Here is a 15,529-nt window from a genome sequence, read left to right as displayed (position 1 = left end):
CCAGAAAAAAAACGGTCAAAGACTCAGCTGCGCCGCTGACTTCCGCTCTCCTGACTCCTGACTCCTCTTCTCCTGAATTCATCCCCCAATCCTCAATCCTCAAACCCCGGCGTGTTTTTTTTGGTACAGGGCATAGTAGGTCACCGGAACCACCAGCAGGGTGAAGACCGTGGAGGCCAGCAGACCGAAGATCAGGGTCCAGGCCAGCCCGGAGAAAATGGGGTCCAAGGTGATGGGCCAGGCTCCCAGGGCTGTGGTGGCGGCGGTTAGCAGGATCGGCCGCATGCGGATGGCGCCGCTTTGCAGGATCGCCTCGTCAAAGGGCATACCCTGTTTGAGAGCGTCCTGGATGAACTCGATCAATACGATGGCGTTGCGGATGACGATGCCGCCCAGGGCGATCATGCCGATCATGCCCGTGGCCGTGAAAAAAACAGGATCGGCATAGCCTCCGACGGTCTTGCCCGTGATCAGGTTGAGCAGCCAGAAGCCGGGCATGGCGCCGATGAGGGTCAGGGGAATGGCCATCATGATTAAAAGCGGCAAGAAAAAAGAGCCGGTCTGCACGACCAGCAGGATGTAGATGCCGGTCAGGGCGGCGGCAAAAGCGATCCCCATGTCGCGGAAGACCCGCAGGGTAATGCCCCACTCGCCCTCGCCGGCCCACTCGACCCGGGTGCCCGCGGGAAGGGGATCGGACTTGAGCTGTTGCATCATATCCAGCACGGCTTCGCCGGGGGCCCGGCCGGCCATCTCGCCGGTGACGAAAACCACCCGCTCCAGGTTCTTGTGGTAAATAGGCTGCGCGTGGGCGATGCGCACCGGGGTAACCAGTTCGGCCAAGGGGATCATGGCCCCGGTGGCACTTTTCACGGGGATCTGGCTCAGCTGCACCTCGCCGGAACGCTCCTGGCGGGGCAGGATGGTGTTGATCATCAGCGACTGGCGTTCCAGGGGCAGGTGCACCGTAGCCGGTTTGTCGCCGGAAAGGGCGATGCGCAGGGACTGGATGATCTGCTGGGTGGAGACGCCGTGCAGGGCGGCTTTTTCCTTGTCCACCACAAAATCGATTTTCTCCCTGTCCACTTCCGTCGAGTCGTCGATGTCCGTGACGAACGGTTCAGCCGCCATGATGGTTTTGACGTGGGCGGCGCCGCTGATCAACTGCCGGTAGGAGACATTTTTATCGCCGTAGATTTCGGCAACCAGGGTTGAAAGCACCGGCGGACCGGGAGGCGTTTCCACCAGTTTGACAGCGGCCCGGTTTCTGGCGGCGATTTCCTCCAGATCCTTTCTCAATCTGAGCACGATGGCGTGGCTCTGCTGCGCCCGCCGGCCTTTGTCGGCCAGGTTGACCCGGATGTCGGCCAGGTGGGGTCCCTTTCTCAGGTAATAGTGGCGGACCAGGCCGTTGAAGTCGATGGGCGAGGCATCGCCCGTGTAGGTCACGAAATGGGTCACCTCGGGCACCGTGCGCAGGTAATCCTCGAACTGCCGGACCACGGCATCGGTGGCCTCCAGGGTGGTGCCTTCAGGCATGTCCACGACGATCTGGAATTCGTTCTTGTTGTCGAAGGGCAGCATCTTGAGCGGCACCAGGCGAAAGACGGCCAGGGCCACGGGAATGATCAGCAGGATGATGATGGCCGCCAGCAGCGCATAGCGCCGGGCGCGGGAAACCAGGAAGGGCGCGACCACGGCCCGATAGATGCGGTGGATGAGATTGCTGGCCGCCGGCGCCGGATCGCTGCTGCCGGCCTGGGCAGCGGCGGGATGGTTCCTGAGCAGTAGGTAGGTCATCCAGGGGACGACAGTCAGGGCGCACAGGGTGGAAAAGATCACCGTCATGGGCACGGTGGATGCCATGGGGGCCATATAGGGGCCCATCATGCCGGTGATGAAAAACAGCGGCGTAAACGAGAGGATGATGGCGATGGTGGACATGATCACCGGCGGCAGCACCTCGTTGACGGCGAACAGCACGCTGTCGATGGGGCCCCTTATGCCGCTAAACATGTGGCGCTGGATGTTATCGACATTGGTGATGGGATCGTCCACGACCAGGCCCAGCGAGAGGATCAGGGCGAAAAGGGTCACCCGGTTGATGGTGTAGCCGAAGAGATAGTTGACGAACAGGGCCAAAGAGAAACTGAGGGGGACGGCCAGGGCCACCACCAGGGCTTCGCGCCATCCCAGGAAGAAGGCCAGTAAAATCACGACGGTGACAATCGCAAAGGCCAGCGAGGCCAGCAGTTCGTTGACCTTCTGCTGGGCGGTTGCCCCGGTATTGCGGGTGACCTCCACGCGCACGTGCGCAGGGATGATCTCCTTTTTGAGGGTGTCGAGTTCCTTGAGGATGTTGTCGGCCACGCTCACCGCGTTGGTGCCCTTTTTCTTGGCCAGGGCCAGGGTCACCGCCGGGTAGTCCAGCGGTGTCCCGGTCAATTGGTTGGCCTCCCTGAAATAGTGGGAATAGCCGATCCGTGAATAGGTGTCGGCCTCTTGGGGGCCGTCGATCACTGTGGCGACGTCGCGCAGGTAGACCGGACGGCTGGCGTGAACGCCCACCACCAGGCCGCCGACTTCGCCGGCAGAGGTCAGAAATGCATTGGCGGTGACGGGAATGCTCCGGTTGGCCCGTGAAAGGGTCCCGGCGGTCACGGATGCATCGGCACCGGTCAGGGCCTGGCGCACGTCGGCCAGGGAGACGCCCAGGCCGACCATCCGATCGGGCAACAGCTCCACGCGGATTTCCCGGCTCCGGCCGCCGACGATCTGGGTGCGTGAGATGTCCTTGACCGCCGAGAGTCGCGCCAGGATCTCTTCGCCCATGCGGCGCAGTTCATGGTCGTCATAGCGGTCCGAAAAGAAGGTCAGGTTGACGATGGGCACATCGTCGATCTCGACGGGTTTGATCACCCATCCGCGCACGATGGGCGGCGCGGTGTCCTGGCTCATGGCGATGCGGTTGTGGACCTTCAGGATGGAGTTTTCGCGATCTTCGCCCACATAGAAACGCACGGTCACCACGGCCATGTCCTGGCTGGACATGGAGTAGACGTGCTCCACGCCGTCGATCTGCCAGAGCAGCCGTTCCAGCGGTGTGGCCACCAGCTTTTCGACCTCCTCGGCGCTGGCCCCCGGCGCGCTGACATAGATGTCGACCAGGGGCACCACGATCTGCGGATCCTCTTCCCTGGGGGTCACCAGGATGGCGGCCACACCCAGGCAGAGGGAGAAGATGATCAGAATGATGGAAAGCTGCGAGGTGAGGAAACGGTGAACCATCGCAGTGAGGAACCCCCGGGGCGCCGACGGTTGATCAGCCATTGTCCGTCACCTCCCAGCCGATGGTTTCCGTACCGTCCAGTCCGGAGAGGATCTCCACGGCATCCTCCAGGCGCACACCGCTCTTCACATGGCGGGTCTGCCAGCCGTCGCCGGCCTGCACGTGGACCAGTTCCAACTGACCCACGCGGCGCACGGCGGACCAGGGTATCGTGACGATGCGCTGCCGGCCCACAGGGATGCGCAGTTTGGCGAACATGCCCGGGTAGAGGCCTTCCACGACCGGCATGGCCGCTTTCACCAGAAAGGTGCGTGAGTCGGGATCCGCATAGGGGACAATTTCCTCCACGGTTGCGGCGACCAGCCGGTCCAACGTCTCGATGTGCACGGTCAGGGAGGCTCCCGGTGCCACGCGGGTGATCAATCCTTCGCGGACATAAGCCTCCATGCGCAGGGCCCCGGTGGTGCGCAGGGCGACTATGGGTTTGCCGGGAAGGGCCAGGTCGCCGGGTTCCACAAAGCGTTGGAGCACCACGCCGTCCTCGGGGGCCAGGATGCGGGTGTACTCGATGGAGATGGCGCTCTCATTGACCACCGCCCGGGCCTGCAGGATGCCGGCCTCGGCTCCGGCCAGTCCCTCTTCGGCCTGCTGGACGCCGGCTTGGGCCTGCCGGAAATTGGATTCGGCCATTTCCAGGTCCTGGGCCGTGGCCGCCTGGGATTCCACATAGGTTTTGATGCGGTTGTAGTTGGCCTGGGCCTGTTTGAAACCCGCCCGGGCGGCATCCAGCGCATGCCGTGCCTGTTCACGGCCGGCTTCGGCGGTCTTCAAGGCCTGTCTGGCCTGGTCCAGCCGGGAGGTCATCTGGCGGTTGTCCAGGGTGACCAGCAGCGCGCCTTTGGATACCGGATCCCCGGGGCTGACCCGCACGTCCAGCACCTGGCCGGTCACCCGGGCTTCGATGCGGGTTTCGGTTTTGGGACGGACCGTGCCCACGGCTTCGTACCACTGATCGATTTCCTGCACCTGTGCGACGGCTGTTTGGGCGGGGGTGAAAGGCGCCTTCTCAACGGCGCTGAATGCGCCGGGTTCAATCTTGTCGCATCCGCCGAGCAGCATCCAGGTGGCGGCGAGGCACAGGCCGGTTCGCAGGCCCAAAAGTCGTGATTTTCTCTGCATTCGGTTAGCCCTCCTTGATACCGGTTGCGTGGCTGCCGGTCCAGTAGCCGATGGCCCGGGCGATCTGGGCACGGGCTTTTTCGCGATCGGAGTAAGCGGTGGTTTCACGCATCCGGGCCCGGTTGTAAGCCAGTTCGGCTTCCAGGTAGCGGGTGATATCCGCCGATCCGCCCTCGAACTGGCGCTTGACCAGCCCATAGGTTTCCCCCGCGGTGTGGACATTGGCCGTGGCTACCTTCAGCCGTTCCTGGGCTTCGTCGAGATTGAGGTAGGCTTTCTTGACATCGAACTTGACCGCCAGCAGGGTCTTGCGGTCGGCGGCCAGGGTCTCCTGCAGCCGGGCCAGGGCTTCGGCCCGCTCGCTTCGGGTGGCGAATCCATCGAATATCTTCCAGTTAAGGTAGAGGCCGGCGATCCAGTTGTCCCTGTCGGTGCTGTACTTCATTTCGGGGTCGTTGACATAGTAGCGGGTCATGAAATCCACCTGGGGGAGGTAACCGGCACGGGAGGCATCTAAAGCCATCTTCGACTGGCTCACTTTTTCACGCACGCTGGCCAGTTCGGGTCGATGGGCCAGGGCGTAGTTCAGGGCTGCAATGGGGTCATCGGGAACAGCCAGGGCATGGGCCTGTGCATCGACAATGCCGAAGGGAATATCAGGCGCGACCCCCAGAATTTCCGCCAGGGCGGCTTTGGCCAGTCGCTGCCGGTTGCGACTCTGGAGAAGAATTTCCTGGGTTTCGGCTACACGCACCTGAAGCGAGAGCAGGTCGGTCTTGAGGGCCCCGCCCGACTGGAACCGGACGTCCATGATGCGCAGCTGGGAAAGGGTGGATGCAACCGACTCTTCAGCAACGGTGGTGAAGTTGGCGGCGGCGAGGATATCGTAATAGGCGCCGATGGCCGCCGCCATGACCTGGTTTTCGATGCCGTCCCGTTCCAGTTGAGAAATGGTCAAGCCGGTTTTGGCCATCTCCCGGTTGAGGCTGTCTCTGCCGCCGTTGAACAAATTGATGTCTGCGCTGATTCCGCTTTCGAAATCCTCGAACCACCCCGGATCATTGAAATCGGTGCCTGGCGGCAGTTTGCGCTGGTCGATGGATTTGAACAGGTAGGCCGACGGGGCGTCACCCTGCAGGTATTCGGTGGTGACATTGACCTGGGGATAGAAGGGAGCGGCTGATTTTTCCAGCATGGCCCGGGCCCGTTCGATGCGGGCCAGGGCCATGCGCAGATCCGGATTATTCGTCTTGGCGATGCATAGCACATCCTGCAAGGTCAGGCTGCTATTGACGACACAGGTGGCCGGGGGGGTGCCGGCTGACTGGGATGGGTCCAGGTTGAAGGCTAGATCGGCGTACTGCGTTTGGATAGTCTCGTAGCGATAGGCATCCTTGGATGCACATCCGATAACCGTGGCGGCTACCATCAGGGTGAAGGCCGGCATTAGCGAAATTGGGGCCTTGGGCATTCCCTCCTCCTTCTCAATGGTGAGATGTTCGTTGCGCCGTTTTTCGTTTAGAGCCCCATTCCAACGGCCGGTTACAGCTGATCGAACGGCGTCGGGCACACAAGCGCCCCGGCCGCAACAGTCGGATCAACCCTGTTCACGCCCAGGGCTCAGGTTCACCGGCCATGGGCCAAATCCGGTTCGGCCAGCGCCTCGCTGGCCAGTTCTCCAACGGTGGTCTTCGTTATCTGCATCTGCCGGTAAAGGCCAAGGGGAGCGCTGTCGGACAGGCTGGCCTTTACCAAAAGTCGTATCCTGGCGTTCAGTATGGGGCCGGCCGCCCAAATTGCGGTTCCACGAAGGTAGGGGTCGGGGGAATTAAAAAATGCAGGCAGACAGGCTGCCGCCGGTTTGGCCAGCCGTGGGCGGGCGTGGGCCAGCCGCCCAACACCCCACAAGGATCCCCGCTGAAGCAGTTCATGTTCCAGAAAGTTGCCCCCGGGATTGATATAGGAGATCAGAATAGAGGCAAATTCGTCGGCCAGAGCAGGATGACCGGCAGTTATCTCACCGATTGCTTCAGGCGATCCCCAGCCGATGCCACCGGACTCGTCGTTGAGGTTCCACATGAGGCGCCGCATCACCACCCTTGCCGACTCCATGGTGCTGTCGGCCATATGACCGACCACGATTCCCATGGCGGTGACGGCGCGCCAGCGGATCTGCTCGTCTCCCGAATAGAAGAAAGAGAACAGGGGATTAACCGCCTGGCGGCCGGGCATCCGCCGGATGGTTTCCAGGGCGCCGGGAAAGTCATCCTGGGCGAGCAGCTGCCCGATCAGGGCCCTGCGTTGACGGTTGCCCATGATCCCAACCCTTAAAAAGAGATGACCGCAAACCCCGCTTCAATATATCGGGACATGGCGGGGTGGCCGGACATATCGTCCAGCAGTGTCAGGCCCTGATTGGCTGCCTCCTCCAGGGTGCCCATTTTGTGGGCGCATCCTTTGCAGACACCATCCACGATGCCTAAGGTTTTAGCTTTTTGCCAGAGCTTGTGAAGCGGATTGCCCGTATCGGCCAGACTGGGCAGCAGGGCGGTGGCTGCCCCTTCGACGATGATTTGGGCCTGCATGCCTTTTTCCTGCATGTCCAATCCGTTAAGCAGGACGTGGATGAAACAGGCCGGATCGCCATTGAAAACGAAAAGAGCTGTTTTTTGCATGTGTCTCCTTCCTCATGTTGAGCAATGACTGCTACTGTTCTTCCCAGCTGATACAATCTTCAGGGCAGTACTTGATGGCTTCGTCGACCGATGCTTCCGGATAGACCGTCAGTTCAATGACTTCGATGTATCCGGCATCGTTTTCGCGAAACACTTCCGGACAGACAGCCACGCAGCCCATGCATCGTGTGCAGGTGCTGATATCGACTACGGGTACTCTCATGGGTTGATCCCGGGCTGTGGAAGCATCGGGACGAATGCCGCTTTTGGTCCACAGCCTTTAAGTGAGCCTCTTCAAAGGGTCCGTTGGCGCTTACCCGGCGTTTACGGCCTCTCCGATCTGCCTGCCGTATTCGATGCAGGCGGCCTTGCCCGCATCGTCGGGTACGTATTGCAGCCTGGGTCCCGGTGCGACCATTTTAAATTTCATGGCCTCCAGTTCTTCCGCAACCAGTTTTACGGCCTCGCCGCTCCAACCATAGGATCCAAAGGCGCCGCCGATCTTGTTGGCTGGTTTGAGCCCTTTCATGTAAATCAGAACATCGGCCACGGTGGGAAACATCTGGTTGTTCAAGGTGGGTGAGCCCACCACCACGGCGGCCGCATCGAGTACATCGGTCATGATGTCACTGCGGTGAGAACTGCGGATGTGAATTGGTTTGACGTTGACGCCGGTGGATGAAATGCCCTCGGCAATGGCGTTGGCCATGGTCTCGGTGCTTTTCCACATGGTATCATAGATCACCACCGCTTTCTTCTCCGTTTCCTGTCGGCTCCATCGCAGGTAAGCGTCTATAATCCTTCCCGGATCCTTGCGCCAGATCACGCCGTGATCCGGACAGATCATGTCGATGCGGATGCCTGAGGCAACTACTTTTTCGATCAGGTTCAGGATGCGGGGTGCATAGAGCAAAAGGATGTTGGCAAAGTATTTTTTAGCCTGCACCATGAGATCGGCACCGGCCTGATCGTCGAATTTGTCGAAGCCGGCATAGTGCTGACCGAACCCGTCGCTTGAAAAAAGGATATGATCCTCCTTCAGGTAGGTGAACATGCTGTCCGGCCAGTGGATCATGCGGGTTTCCATGAAAGTCAGGGTTCGCGCTCCCAGCCGGAGGTCCTCACCTTCTTTTACGGGGTGGTAGTTCCAGTTGTTGGAAAAATGACTGACCAGATTCTGAGCCCCCAATTTGGAGCAGTAAAGCGGTTTTTCTTCCCCGATCCGGTGCATGATGTGCGGCAGGGAGCCTGAGTGGTCCATCTCGGTGTGGTTGCTGACAACCACATCGATTTTCCTGGGATCGATGATCTGGGAAATATTGCCGATCAGTTGGTCGGCAAAGGGCGCCTTTACCGTGTCGATGAGGGCCACCTTTTCGTCAATTACCAGAAAGGCGTTGTAGCTGGTTCCACGGTCGGTGGAATAGCCGTGGAAATCTCTGATATTCCAGTCGATGACGCCGACATCATAGATGCCATCTGCAATTTTGGTCGGTTTCATGTTGGTCTTCCTGTTGCCGTCATCGCCCGCCCTTGCTGGGCGTCAATGCGGGGCTTTGCTGGTTGATAAGGCCGGTTATGCAGGGCCCCATCAGCCGGTTATTCTGGTTTTGTGTCGACGGCCAAACATCGAAATGCCCTTTTCCCGTCTGCAGAAAAAGGGCATCCGCTGCCAGTGGGTGAAAAAGAAAAATTGCGTCCGGATGAAAAGGACTACGCTTCTTTTTCGAAATCGTCTTTACCCGCGCCACAGACCGGGCATTCCCAGTCTCCGGGTACATCTTCCCATTTGGTTCCGGGAGCCACGCCATTGTCGGGATCGCCCGCCTCAGGATCGTAAACATAGCCGCAGAGTGTACAAACATACCTGTCCATTGATACCTCCGTAATGTTGTGCGTTATGGGTAAATGTACCGCCAGGGGCAGTATGCCCTGAAAACTCCGATCGGGTCCGCACCATGCTGCCAAACCGTGATTCTCAATACCATGAAGGGCCTTGCCGTGTCTAATCGAAATTGCCGTCCGGCGATGGTTGCCGGTTATCCCAGGGGCTTGAACATCTTTTTCCCCGCACCGCAGATGGGGCACTTCCAGTCGTCCGGAAGGTCGGCAAATGATGTACCCTTGGGAATCTTGCCCTTGCGGTCGCCCTTGTCGGGGTTGTAGATATATCCGCAGCTTGGGGTCTGGCATTGATACATCTCGTGGGGTTCGGCCATTATGTGCTCCTTTACTTTCTGTTTAAGGTCATTCAAACGACTGCATTAACTTTTCGACGCGGCCTTCCATCTCCATGCGCAGCCGGTCCATGGTTTCATCATCCGACGCAGCCGGTTCAGGAAGAGACCATCGCACCGTTTTTACACCGGGAACCGCCGTTTCAGCAGCATGCTGGCCGATGACGATGGTCAGGTCGGGTGCAGCGCCTGCTAGCGCCCTTTCAATGGTTGCTGGCCTGCGAAAGCCCATGTCCACACCCACGCGCTGCATGGCCCGGACCATGGGATCGTGCAGGGCGGTTGCCGGAGACCATCCCCCGGAACCAGTGCGGATTCGGGTTCCGAAACGCTGCTGGGCCATGACCGCCGCCATGGGCGCTCGGCAGGCGCCAGTTGGTGAGACGAAAAGCACTTGCTTGCGTCTGACCAGCGGCAGCACGGTTTTTTGGATGGCCTCGTCAAGGTCAGCGGCCAGACCGTCCTGCTTGCGGATGGCGCCCTTGGATTCAACGCCCCGATAGACGAGGGCATGGCTGAAGCGGGCATCGATGGCATCAAAAAAGTATTTTGCGGTCAAGTGGATGCCGTCGAACAATTGACGCCCCCGGGAAGCCGCGACACTTAGCAGCAGGCCGTTGCGGGTGGCCGCCAGCGGATCCTTCAATTTATACACATATTTTCGCGACCACAGGGTCTGGCAGCGGTCGATAAGGACTTTGAGCTGGGCGGTGATGCCGTAAAAGAATACCGGCGTGGCGGCAACCACCAGATCCGCTTCCCGCAGCAGGCCGTATACCTCAGCTGACATGGGATCGTCGGCGATGACACAGGTGCCATGGGTTTCACAGTACCCGCAGCCCTTACACGGGACGATACCGGCCCGGGCCACCTGGATGGTCTTGACGGCAGCACCCGCCTGGGCGGCCTTGTCCAGAAAGGCGCCCAGCAGGTGGTCGGTATTGCCGCCCTTACGGGGACTGCCTTGAAGTCCTAAGATCAACATGGTTTTAAATGGCCTTTATTTGGCATGGCAGGTTGAACAGGTCACCGGTCCATGGGGCTTGCCGGCCTGCTTTTCCTCCCTGTGGCACTTGATGCACTGGACATTCATGACTTTTTTGGGTTTCAGCGCACCCTGCTCCTTCATCTTTTTAATGGCATCGGTTGCCTGGGGAAAGACACTGTGGCAGACATTGCAGTCCTTGAGACGCTCCTGATGCTGGATGTGGGGAAATGGCACCTTGCCCGATTGACCACCGAAAATGTCGATATGGCTCGGCCCCTGGCTGACGGCAGCAGCCAGGGTCACACAGACACCAAGGGCCAACGTGGCCAGGGCGACGCCAACTGTGTTGCAGCTCATGCAGAACTCCGTTCCCGGCGATTGGTTTTTAATTATGAACCGCGATAGTGAGTGCATGCCCCGCTGCTTGCGGCGGGGTTAGCGAGCGAACGGGAAATCGATTCTCATCCTTACGGTCCTTACGGTGAAGATTCCCCGCGGCTTGCCGCGGGGAATCTTCAATCATCCGTCGCATCCACAGCACAGGCCGCCCGGTCGGTACAGTGGCTGCATGGTTGGCAATCAGTACATTTCCTCGTGGGCCAGGTCATCGTCGGTCACCTTGACGCTGAACAATTTGTATGCCCAGATCTGGTAAGCCAGGACCACGGGGACGAAAAGCAATACGACGATGAGCATTATTTTCAGGGTCAATGGGCTGGACGAGGCGTTATAAGCCGACAGGCTGTAGGCGGAATCGATACTGGAAGGAAACAGATTGGGAAACAGACCGATAACGCCGAAAAAGGTACAGGAGACGATCGTGGCGGCCGAAGCGAGCCAAGCCTTGAAAAAGGTTTTTTGCATCAGAAAGTACTTGATGCCGATGATGGCGGCCACCGAGATGGCCGGCACCAGGAAGAGGACCGGGTTCGCCAGATAGTTGTTGTATAGCGGGGTGAAGATGTACGACGCCACCAGAAAAACGACCGCTACGCCGGTTAACACCGGCCACAGCTTGCCGACCAGGCGCTCGGCCCGCTGGGCCAGCTCGCCGTCGGCACGGACGGTGAGCCAAAGGGCGCCATGGACTAAGAAGAGGCACACGAAGAGTACGCCGCCCAAAAGGCCGTAGGGATTGAGCAGGGTCAACAGATTACCCAGGTAGATTCCATGCTGGTCGATTGGTATCCCTTTGAATATATTTGCAAAGGCTACACCGAACAAAAACGCCGGCAGAAAACTGCCGATAAAAATGCTGGTGTCCCACACCTTTTTCCATGCCGGACTATCCACCTTGTTGCGGAATTCAAAGGAGACCCCGCGCAGGATCAGGGCGAAGAGAATCAGCATCAGGGCAGAGTACAGGGATGAGAACATCACCGCATAGACCAGCGGAAAAGCAGCGAAGGTTACGCCTCCAGCAGTGATCAGCCATACCTCGTTGCCGTCCCACAGCGGCCCCATGGCGTGGATCATCATGTGTTTGTCGCGTTCCGATTTGCCCAGGAAGGGATACAGCGAGCCGATGCCCAGATCAAAACCGTCCGTCATGAAGAATACCGCCCAGAGCAGGCCCCAGAGAAAAAACCATACGGATTGTAATAGCATTTACACCCTCGTGTTTCGTCTAGATCTAAAAATGGTTGCACATTCGGCGTTGCGCAATGGATCGATTATGCGTTTTCCGCCGCCGGTTTCGGGCCTTTTCTAGCGAAATCGGCGATCAGGTAAAAACCGGCGATTCCCAGCAAACCGTAAACCAGAATAAAACCCACCAGACTGGTCATTACCTGGGAGGCCGCCACCGGAGAGACGGAATCGGTGGTTTTCAACAGACCATAGACGATCCAGGGCTGGCGGCCCACTTCGGCCAGCACCCATCCCATTTCAATGGCCAGGTAGGGCAGCGGAATCGAAAGGAGCATGACCCACAGGTACCACCGGGATTCAAGCAGGCGGTTTTTTAAAAACAAACCAATGACGGTGAGCAGGAGAAAAAGGGTCCCCAGGGCTACCATTATTCGAAATGAGATAAACGTCGGTAGAACCGGTGGGCGTTCATCCCTGGGAATATCCTTGAGCCCGGTTACCGCTGCATTGACGTCGTGGTGCCCCAAAAGACTGAGGACACCAGGGATTCGACCGATTTCGACCCGGTTGCGTTCGTTTGCCTGGTCTGGAATCGCAAACATGACGATGGGGGCTTGCGTCTGGGTCTCCCAGTGCGATTCCATGGCCGCCAGCTTGGCCGGCTGGGTTTGGGTGACGTGTACAGCGTGCATGTCACCGGTGATGGCCACCACGATGGATGCCGCCAGCCCCACCACCAGACCGATATTGAAGGAACGGGTGAAGAAATCGATGTGCTGTTTTTTCAGCAGGTGCCAGGCGCTGATACCCATCATGAAGAAAGCGGCCAGAACAAAGGCGGAGGGGATGGTGTGGGCAATCTGCAGTAGACCGAATTTATTGGTGATCACAGCCAGAAAGTCGGTCAGTTCCGCCCGGCCGTTGCGGATGGTGAAGCCCACGGGGTGCTGCATCCATCCGTTGGCCAAAAGAATCCAGACCGCTGATAGGTTGCCGGCCCCGGCCACCAGCCACATGACAGTGGCATGGGCCTTTTTGGACAGCTTCTCCCAACCGAAAATCCAGATGCCGATAAAGGTGGACTCCAGAAAGAACGCCACCGATGCCTCAATGGCCAGCAGGGATCCGAAGATGTCTCCCACATAGGCGGAGTAGCGCGACCAGTTGGTGCCGAACTGAAACTCCAGTGTGATCCCGGTTACCACCCCTAAAGCGAAGTTGATCAAAAAGAGCTTGCCCCAGAATTTGGTCATGCGCAGATAGGTTTCGTCCCCGGTACGCACATATTGGGTTTCCATATAGGCCACCAGCACGGAGAGGCCTAATGTCAGGGGGACGAAGAGGAAATGAAACATGGTGGCAGCGGCGAACTGAAGCCGGGATAACAGGACAACATCCATACAGATTCCTCCTTGAACAGATACCGGCAGCCGACTCACTGTCCCGGCCGCCCTGAACCGGTCTACGCGAAGCTGTCTCAAATGAGACAGCTTCGTGGTGGATGTGTGTTTTCTGGTGGCGCAATTTACGTCAGGCAGCTTCCCGCGATTCAGGTGCGGCGCCACCGCTCCTGGTCGCAGGAGCCGCGGCGATACCGGGCAGTCAGCGGCGCGTGGCGAAAGGCTATGCGCCGCCATCCAGGGTGCACTGGGAAAAATCGATGGGCTCACCACACTTTGCACAGACGTGATCCTTGTTGAACTCGTCGGAGAAAATCTCTTTGCTTTCGCCGCATTCGGGGCACTTGCAGACAAACGACTTCAAATTTTTGAAGGTCTCGTAACCTGGACAATGTTGGGGGGTTGACATAATGGTCTCCTTTTCAGATCGGTAGGGTTGTTTGGTTTCGGCACGACGGGCGCCCATTGTCAGGCGAGTTTTTCAGCGATCTCCCGGCCGTAGTCTTGGGCCATTTTCATGCCGCCGCCCAGATTGGCCGACTTGAGCCGCAAGGGGATGCTCACCATGTTCATTTTGAAGATGTTTTTCATGGTTTCAAAAATGCGGTCCGGGGCTTCGCCGCTCCATCCAAAGGAGCCGAAGGCGCCGCCGACCTTGCCCTCAAGGACGGCCTTTTCAGCCATGAACAGCAGGGTCTTCATCCCTTGAACCATCTCTCCGTGGTAGGTGGGAGAGCCGAAAACGACGGCATCATATCCTCTCAGATCGTCCTCTTTTTTGATGGTGGTCACGTTGACAACCTCGGCTTCATGGCCGGAGAAGCGAATCCCTTCGGCGATAAGATTGCCGATTTTTTCGGTTTCACCTGTACGAGTGGCATATACGATCAATGTCTTGGCCATTTCCTGCTCCTTCTGGTTCTATTTGATTCGGGGATCCTTGCCCTCGTACTGGCAGTCGGGCGTATAACAGGTGTTGTCCAGAAATTCGCACTTCTCCTTGCACGATGGACATGTATCAGGCGGTGCATCCGCCTCGAACTCATAGCCGCAGTTTCCGCATTTCCAGCTACTCATGGGGCGCCTCCTTGTGGATGTTGAGCATGCAACCGCTTTGCGTTAACTACTGCTTGGAAACACCGGTCACATGCAGTCCCAGCCGGGTGGACGGGACGGGGTTTCGGCTATCCGGAGGCGCTGGTCGAGTGAATGACCGCCGTCACCGGAATTCTAATGCCCCCAGGCTTATGCTTTCCACAGCCCGTGAAGGTTGCAGTATTCTCTGGCGGAAACCGATGCCGCATCGATCTTGAACACGGCTTCGGGCCGCTTGCCCGGATCGAGAAACTGGAAGTAGGATTTGCCGTCGGCAACCAGCTCGATCCACTGAATCCAGTGTTTCTCCTCCATGGGGTGGGCGACACTGCCCACTTTGACCTTGTATCCGCCGTCCATCTTTTCGATGACCGGCACGTGCTTCTCCTTGGCCGCGTCAACGGTGTTTTCGGCCAGCTTTTTCATGGGCTGCCCGCAACAGACCAGCTCTCCGTCGCCGCCAACCAGCACCTGGACGATGTTGCCACACAGATCGCACTTGTAAACCTCGGATCTTTTCGCCATTTTTTTTTCTCCTTTATCCTGAAAAAACGGTTGATGGTGGGGTAATGCCGACTACCAGTTCTCACCCAGAATTTCAAAATGGGCTTGGGGGTGCGCGCAGGCCGGGCACATCTCGGGGGGCTCGGTGCCTTCAAAAAGGTAGCCGCAGTTGCGGCAGCGCCAGGTGACACGTTGCTCTCTTTTGAATACCCGCCCGGCTTCAATGTTGGCTTTAAGGTCCAGGTAGCGTTTTTCGTGCTGCTTTTCAGCCACGGCGATGGCCTCGAAAATGAATGCCACGTGATCCAGGCCCTCTTTCCGGGCGACCTCGGCAAAACCGGGATACATGGTGGTCCACTCATAATTTTCGCCGCCGGCCGCTTCCTGGAGGTTTGCGACGGTGCTGCCGACCACGCCGGCGGGGAATGCGCCGGTAATCTCAACCTCACCCCCTTCCAGCAGTTTGAACAGCCGTTTGGCATGCTCCTTCTCCTGGTTGGCGGTCTCTTCAAAAATGTCGGCAATCTGAACGAAGCCCTCGTTTTTGGCCTGCTTGGTGAAATAGGTATAGC

Annotated in this window: 18 protein-coding genes; all 18 read right to left on the bottom strand. The window is 58.6% G+C overall.

From position 1 onward, the window contains the following. Positions 1–99: 99 nt before the first annotated feature. The gene (locus R6V78_RS05075; RefSeq protein ID WP_410288251.1) at positions 100–3,330 is read right to left on the bottom strand and encodes an efflux RND transporter permease subunit; all 3,231 of its coding nucleotides are present in this window, start codon (positions 3,328–3,330) and stop codon (positions 100–102) included. Next, entirely contained in the window at positions 3,323–4,468 is a 1,146-nt protein-coding gene (locus tag R6V78_RS05070; RefSeq protein WP_410288250.1) for an efflux RND transporter periplasmic adaptor subunit, read from the bottom strand. The genes R6V78_RS05075 and R6V78_RS05070 overlap by 8 nt, the downstream gene beginning before the upstream one ends. A 4-nt stretch (positions 4,469–4,472) precedes the next feature. Beyond that, a complete protein-coding gene (locus tag R6V78_RS05065) occupies positions 4,473–5,939 on the bottom strand; it encodes a TolC family protein (protein WP_410288249.1) in 1,467 nt (488 codons plus the stop codon). A 155-nt stretch (positions 5,940–6,094) separates the two neighbouring features. After that, the gene (locus R6V78_RS05060; protein WP_410288248.1) at positions 6,095–6,784 is read right to left on the bottom strand and encodes a DVU0298 family protein; all 690 of its coding nucleotides are present in this window, start codon (positions 6,782–6,784) and stop codon (positions 6,095–6,097) included. A gap of 11 nt (positions 6,785–6,795) precedes the next feature. Continuing rightward, entirely contained in the window at positions 6,796–7,143 is a 348-nt protein-coding gene (locus tag R6V78_RS05055; RefSeq protein ID WP_410288247.1) for a cytoplasmic protein, read from the bottom strand. Positions 7,144–7,174: 31 nt separating this feature from the next. After that, a complete protein-coding gene (locus R6V78_RS05050) occupies positions 7,175–7,366 on the bottom strand; it encodes a ferredoxin (protein WP_410288246.1) in 192 nt (63 codons plus the stop codon). A 90-nt stretch (positions 7,367–7,456) separates the two neighbouring features. Further along, complete coding sequence (locus tag R6V78_RS05045) at positions 7,457–8,644, bottom strand: FprA family A-type flavoprotein (protein ID WP_410288245.1); 1,188 nt, start codon at positions 8,642–8,644, stop codon at positions 7,457–7,459. Positions 8,645–8,856: 212 nt separating this feature from the next. Continuing rightward, on the bottom strand, positions 8,857–9,018 hold the full coding sequence (gene rd / locus R6V78_RS05040) for a rubredoxin (RefSeq protein ID WP_410288244.1): 162 nt from the start codon (positions 9,016–9,018) through the stop codon (positions 8,857–8,859). Between the two features lie 164 nt (positions 9,019–9,182). Next, positions 9,183–9,362 carry a rubredoxin gene (locus R6V78_RS05035; RefSeq protein WP_410288243.1) on the bottom strand — a complete coding sequence of 60 codons (180 nt, stop codon included), beginning with the start codon at positions 9,360–9,362 and terminating at the stop codon, positions 9,183–9,185. A gap of 28 nt (positions 9,363–9,390) precedes the next feature. Continuing rightward, positions 9,391–10,365, bottom strand: coding sequence for an NAD(P)H-dependent oxidoreductase (locus R6V78_RS05030; RefSeq protein ID WP_410288242.1), 975 nt, complete (start codon positions 10,363–10,365; stop codon positions 9,391–9,393). Between the two features lie 15 nt (positions 10,366–10,380). Next, positions 10,381–10,725, bottom strand: coding sequence for a cytochrome c3 family protein (locus R6V78_RS05025; RefSeq protein WP_410288241.1), 345 nt, complete (start codon positions 10,723–10,725; stop codon positions 10,381–10,383). A gap of 222 nt (positions 10,726–10,947) precedes the next feature. After that, positions 10,948–11,976, bottom strand: coding sequence for a cytochrome d ubiquinol oxidase subunit II (gene cydB, locus R6V78_RS05020; protein ID WP_410288240.1), 1,029 nt, complete (start codon positions 11,974–11,976; stop codon positions 10,948–10,950). 65 nt (positions 11,977–12,041) lie between these two features. Then, the gene (locus R6V78_RS05015) at positions 12,042–13,358 is read right to left on the bottom strand and encodes a cytochrome ubiquinol oxidase subunit I (RefSeq protein ID WP_410288239.1); all 1,317 of its coding nucleotides are present in this window, start codon (positions 13,356–13,358) and stop codon (positions 12,042–12,044) included. Between the two features lie 223 nt (positions 13,359–13,581). Beyond that, positions 13,582–13,767, bottom strand: a complete 186-nt coding sequence (locus R6V78_RS05010; protein WP_410288238.1) for a hypothetical protein — start codon at positions 13,765–13,767, stop codon at positions 13,582–13,584. A 59-nt stretch (positions 13,768–13,826) separates the two neighbouring features. Next, the gene (locus R6V78_RS05005) at positions 13,827–14,261 is read right to left on the bottom strand and encodes a flavodoxin domain-containing protein (RefSeq protein ID WP_410288237.1); all 435 of its coding nucleotides are present in this window, start codon (positions 14,259–14,261) and stop codon (positions 13,827–13,829) included. An 18-nt stretch (positions 14,262–14,279) separates the two neighbouring features. Continuing rightward, positions 14,280–14,435, bottom strand: a complete 156-nt coding sequence (locus R6V78_RS05000) for a rubredoxin-like domain-containing protein (protein ID WP_410288236.1) — start codon at positions 14,433–14,435, stop codon at positions 14,280–14,282. A gap of 168 nt (positions 14,436–14,603) precedes the next feature. Next, on the bottom strand, positions 14,604–14,978 hold the full coding sequence (locus R6V78_RS04995) for a desulfoferrodoxin (RefSeq protein WP_410288235.1): 375 nt from the start codon (positions 14,976–14,978) through the stop codon (positions 14,604–14,606). A gap of 51 nt (positions 14,979–15,029) precedes the next feature. Continuing rightward, positions 15,030–15,529, bottom strand: a 500-nt coding sequence (rbr, locus tag R6V78_RS04990; protein WP_410288234.1) for a rubrerythrin, incomplete at its 5' end; no start/stop codon positions are given.

The sequence above is a fragment of the Desulfosarcina sp. genome, from assembly GCF_046496365.1.
In the GTDB taxonomy this organism is placed as follows: Bacteria; Desulfobacterota; Desulfobacteria; order Desulfobacterales; family Desulfosarcinaceae; genus Desulfosarcina.
The sequence above is the reverse complement of the archived record's forward strand: the minus strand, read 5'-3'. Positions and strand labels throughout refer to the sequence as shown.

What these genes read in the sequence shown, in the direction of transcription:
- R6V78_RS05075 (WP_410288251.1), bottom strand. Translation starts at nt 3,330, where the DNA reads ATGGCTGATCAACCGTCGGCGCCCCGGGGGTTCCTCACTGCGATGGTT.
- R6V78_RS05070 (WP_410288250.1), bottom strand. Translation starts at nt 4,468, where the DNA reads ATGCAGAGAAAATCACGACTTTTGGGCCTGCGAACCGGCCTGTGCCTC.
- R6V78_RS05065 (WP_410288249.1), bottom strand. Translation starts at nt 5,939, where the DNA reads ATGCCCAAGGCCCCAATTTCGCTAATGCCGGCCTTCACCCTGATGGTA.
- R6V78_RS05060 (WP_410288248.1), bottom strand. Translation starts at nt 6,784, where the DNA reads ATGGGCAACCGTCAACGCAGGGCCCTGATCGGGCAGCTGCTCGCCCAG.
- R6V78_RS05055 (WP_410288247.1), bottom strand. Translation starts at nt 7,143, where the DNA reads ATGCAAAAAACAGCTCTTTTCGTTTTCAATGGCGATCCGGCCTGTTTC.
- R6V78_RS05050 (WP_410288246.1), bottom strand. Translation starts at nt 7,366, where the DNA reads ATGAGAGTACCCGTAGTCGATATCAGCACCTGCACACGATGCATGGGC.
- R6V78_RS05045 (WP_410288245.1), bottom strand. Translation starts at nt 8,644, where the DNA reads ATGAAACCGACCAAAATTGCAGATGGCATCTATGATGTCGGCGTCATC.
- rd (WP_410288244.1), bottom strand. Translation starts at nt 9,018, where the DNA reads ATGGACAGGTATGTTTGTACACTCTGCGGCTATGTTTACGATCCTGAG.
- R6V78_RS05035 (WP_410288243.1), bottom strand. Translation starts at nt 9,362, where the DNA reads ATGGCCGAACCCCACGAGATGTATCAATGCCAGACCCCAAGCTGCGGA.
- R6V78_RS05030 (WP_410288242.1), bottom strand. Translation starts at nt 10,365, where the DNA reads ATGTTGATCTTAGGACTTCAAGGCAGTCCCCGTAAGGGCGGCAATACC.
- R6V78_RS05025 (WP_410288241.1), bottom strand. Translation starts at nt 10,725, where the DNA reads ATGAGCTGCAACACAGTTGGCGTCGCCCTGGCCACGTTGGCCCTTGGT.
- cydB (WP_410288240.1), bottom strand. Translation starts at nt 11,976, where the DNA reads ATGCTATTACAATCCGTATGGTTTTTTCTCTGGGGCCTGCTCTGGGCG.
- R6V78_RS05015 (WP_410288239.1), bottom strand. Translation starts at nt 13,358, where the DNA reads ATGGATGTTGTCCTGTTATCCCGGCTTCAGTTCGCCGCTGCCACCATG.
- R6V78_RS05010 (WP_410288238.1), bottom strand. Translation starts at nt 13,767, where the DNA reads ATGTCAACCCCCCAACATTGTCCAGGTTACGAGACCTTCAAAAATTTG.
- R6V78_RS05005 (WP_410288237.1), bottom strand. Translation starts at nt 14,261, where the DNA reads ATGGCCAAGACATTGATCGTATATGCCACTCGTACAGGTGAAACCGAA.
- R6V78_RS05000 (WP_410288236.1), bottom strand. Translation starts at nt 14,435, where the DNA reads ATGAGTAGCTGGAAATGCGGAAACTGCGGCTATGAGTTCGAGGCGGAT.
- R6V78_RS04995 (WP_410288235.1), bottom strand. Translation starts at nt 14,978, where the DNA reads ATGGCGAAAAGATCCGAGGTTTACAAGTGCGATCTGTGTGGCAACATC.